Here is a 2,111-nt window from a genome sequence, read left to right on the forward strand (position 1 = left end):
CGAGGCGACCATCCGCGAGAAACTGCCGCCGGGCTTCCAGCGCGCCGAATATCTGCAGGAAAAGGGCATGGTCGACCGCGTCGTCGCTCGCGCCGATCTGCCGGTGGTGCTGGGCCAGATCCTGTCGATGCTGATGGGCGGGAAGCGCCGGGCGGCGTAGGTCTGCCGCCATGGATCCGATCTCCGAACGCCTGCGCGCCCGCCACCCCCAGCGGATCGACCTGTCGCTGGAGCGGATGCGGGTGTTGTGCGCGGCCCTGGGCGATCCGCAGCACCGGCTGCCGCCGGTGATCCATGTCGCCGGCACCAACGGCAAGGGGTCGACGGTCGCCTTCATCCGCGCCATCGCCGAGGCTGCGGGCCTGACGGTGCATTGCTACACCTCCCCCCATCTGGTCCGCTTCAACGAGCGCATCCGGCTGGGCGGGCGGCTGATCGAGGACGCGGCGCTGCACGCCGTGCTTGATCGCGTCGAGACGGCTCTGGAGCAGAGCGGCGCCGAGGCGACGGTGTTCGAGAGCACCACCGCCGCGGCCTTCGTGGCCATGAGCGAGACGCCGGCGGACCTGGCCATCGTCGAGGTCGGGCTCGGCGGGCTGCTGGACGCCACCAATGTGATCGACCGGCCCCTGCTCAGCGTTATCGCCCCGGTCGACCTCGACCACGCCGAATTCCTCGGCGACAGCCTGCGCGGCGTGGCGGTGGAGAAGGCGGGGATCCTCAAGGCGGGCGCGCGGGGCCTGATCGCGCGCCAGCCGGACGAGGCCATGGCGGCCATAGAGGTCGCGGCCCGGGCCGTGCAGGCGCCGCTGACGGTGATGGGGGTCGATTTCGACGCCTGGGCCGACCGCGGCGGTCTGTCGTGGCAGGACCAGGAGCGGTTCCTCGACCTGCCGGCCCCGGCCCTGTCCGGACCGCACCAGTTCGACAACGCCGGGCTGGCGGTCGCCGTCGCGCTGGAGCTGGACCTGCCCGAGGCGGCGATCGCCGACGGCCTGCGGTCGGTGCGCTGGCCGGCGCGGATGCAGCGGCTGACGGCGGGCCCCTATGGCGATGCGGCCCGGGCGGCGGACGCGGAACTGTGGCTGGACGGGGGGCATAATCCGCATGCGGCGGCGGCCCTGGCGGCGACGCTCGGCGAGCGGCAGGCGAAGGCGCCGCGTCCTCTGGCCCTGATCGTGGGCATTCTGGCCAACAAGGACGCCGGCGGCTTCTTCGAGGCCTTGAGCCGGTCAGGCGCTGCGGTGTTCACCGTGCCGTTCGACGGGGCGGCGGCCGAGCCGGAAGCCCTGGCGGCGATGGCCCGGGGTCACGGCCTCGGCGCGACGGCCTGCGGCTCGGTCGAAGAGGCGTTGTCCCGCGCCCTGCGGCTGGGCGCCGGACGGGTCACGATCTGCGGGTCGCTGTATCTGGCCGGCGAGGTGCTGGGCGCTGCGCGCGAAACCTGGCCGGATTGACGCGCGTCAGCCCGAGGGTTCGGGCGTCCACCGCTGGTGATCCCGCATGAATTCGCGGGTCGCCTGATCCTGAACGCCCTGGCGCGGTACATCCCGGCACACGCGCGTGCGGCGGTTGGAGCCCGTCGCGGTCTCGAACCGGCAGACCCGCATCGTCTCGCCGCTGGCCTCGACCGGCTGGCTACGGGCAGGGGCAGTGGCGGGCGCGGGGGGCGGGCTCGGGCTGATGACGGCCACGGCCTGGTCCGAAACATTCACGGCGGCGCCCGAAACAAGGGCGGCGGCGAACAGGGCGGTCAGCATGGGGCGATGTTCCTCAGGCAAGGAGGGATGGACGGGGCCCAGCCTCGCATCGAAACGCCGCCGCCGCAAATTTGAGGCGAACGCTGCCCTTCGGAGAGGACTCAGGCGGCCTGACGGCCGATGCCGGCTTCGGCCAGCACTTCTTCCAGCAAGGGCAGCAGACGCTCGGCCTGACCTTTGGCCATGTCCTCCACCCGGATCAGGCAGAGGCCATCGGGCAAAAGCAAAGCGGCGGCGCAATGCGCCGCCGATGTGTCGAATGCCAGAATGGTGTCAGGCGGCAACCGGGCGCACCTCGGTCACTTCCGGAATATAGTGGCGCAGCAGGTTCTCTATCCCCATTTTCAGGGT

At 71.6% G+C, this 2,111-nt stretch carries 3 protein-coding genes and 1 pseudogene; 2 read left to right on the plus strand and 2 right to left on the minus strand.

All coding sequences use genetic code 11. The features are described from left to right. Both Q8S40_RS09360 and Q8S40_RS09365 read left to right on the plus strand, forming a co-directional pair. Nucleotides 1-160 (plus strand): annotated as a pseudogene (locus tag Q8S40_RS09360) (acetyl-CoA carboxylase carboxyl transferase subunit beta); the annotation flags it as partial. A 10-nt stretch (nt 161-170) separates the two neighbouring features. Continuing rightward, nucleotides 171-1,457, plus strand: a complete 1,287-nt coding sequence (locus tag Q8S40_RS09365; RefSeq protein WP_305670169.1) for a folylpolyglutamate synthase/dihydrofolate synthase family protein — start codon at nt 171-173, stop codon at nt 1,455-1,457. 6 nt (nt 1,458-1,463) lie between these two features. On the opposite strand, the gene Q8S40_RS09370 is transcribed toward Q8S40_RS09365, so the two are convergent. After that, nucleotides 1,464-1,760 carry a hypothetical protein gene (locus Q8S40_RS09370; RefSeq protein WP_305670170.1) on the minus strand — a complete coding sequence of 99 codons (297 nt, stop codon included), beginning with the start codon at nt 1,758-1,760 and terminating at the stop codon, nt 1,464-1,466. Nucleotides 1,761-1,861: 101 nt separating this feature from the next. Further along, a complete protein-coding gene (locus tag Q8S40_RS09375) occupies nt 1,862-2,044 on the minus strand; it encodes a hypothetical protein (protein ID WP_305670171.1) in 183 nt (60 codons plus the stop codon). Nucleotides 2,045-2,111: the final 67 nt, after the last annotated feature.

It is taken from the genome of Falsiroseomonas sp., from assembly GCF_030695085.1.
Taxonomy (GTDB): Bacteria; Pseudomonadota; Alphaproteobacteria; order Acetobacterales; family Acetobacteraceae; genus Falsiroseomonas.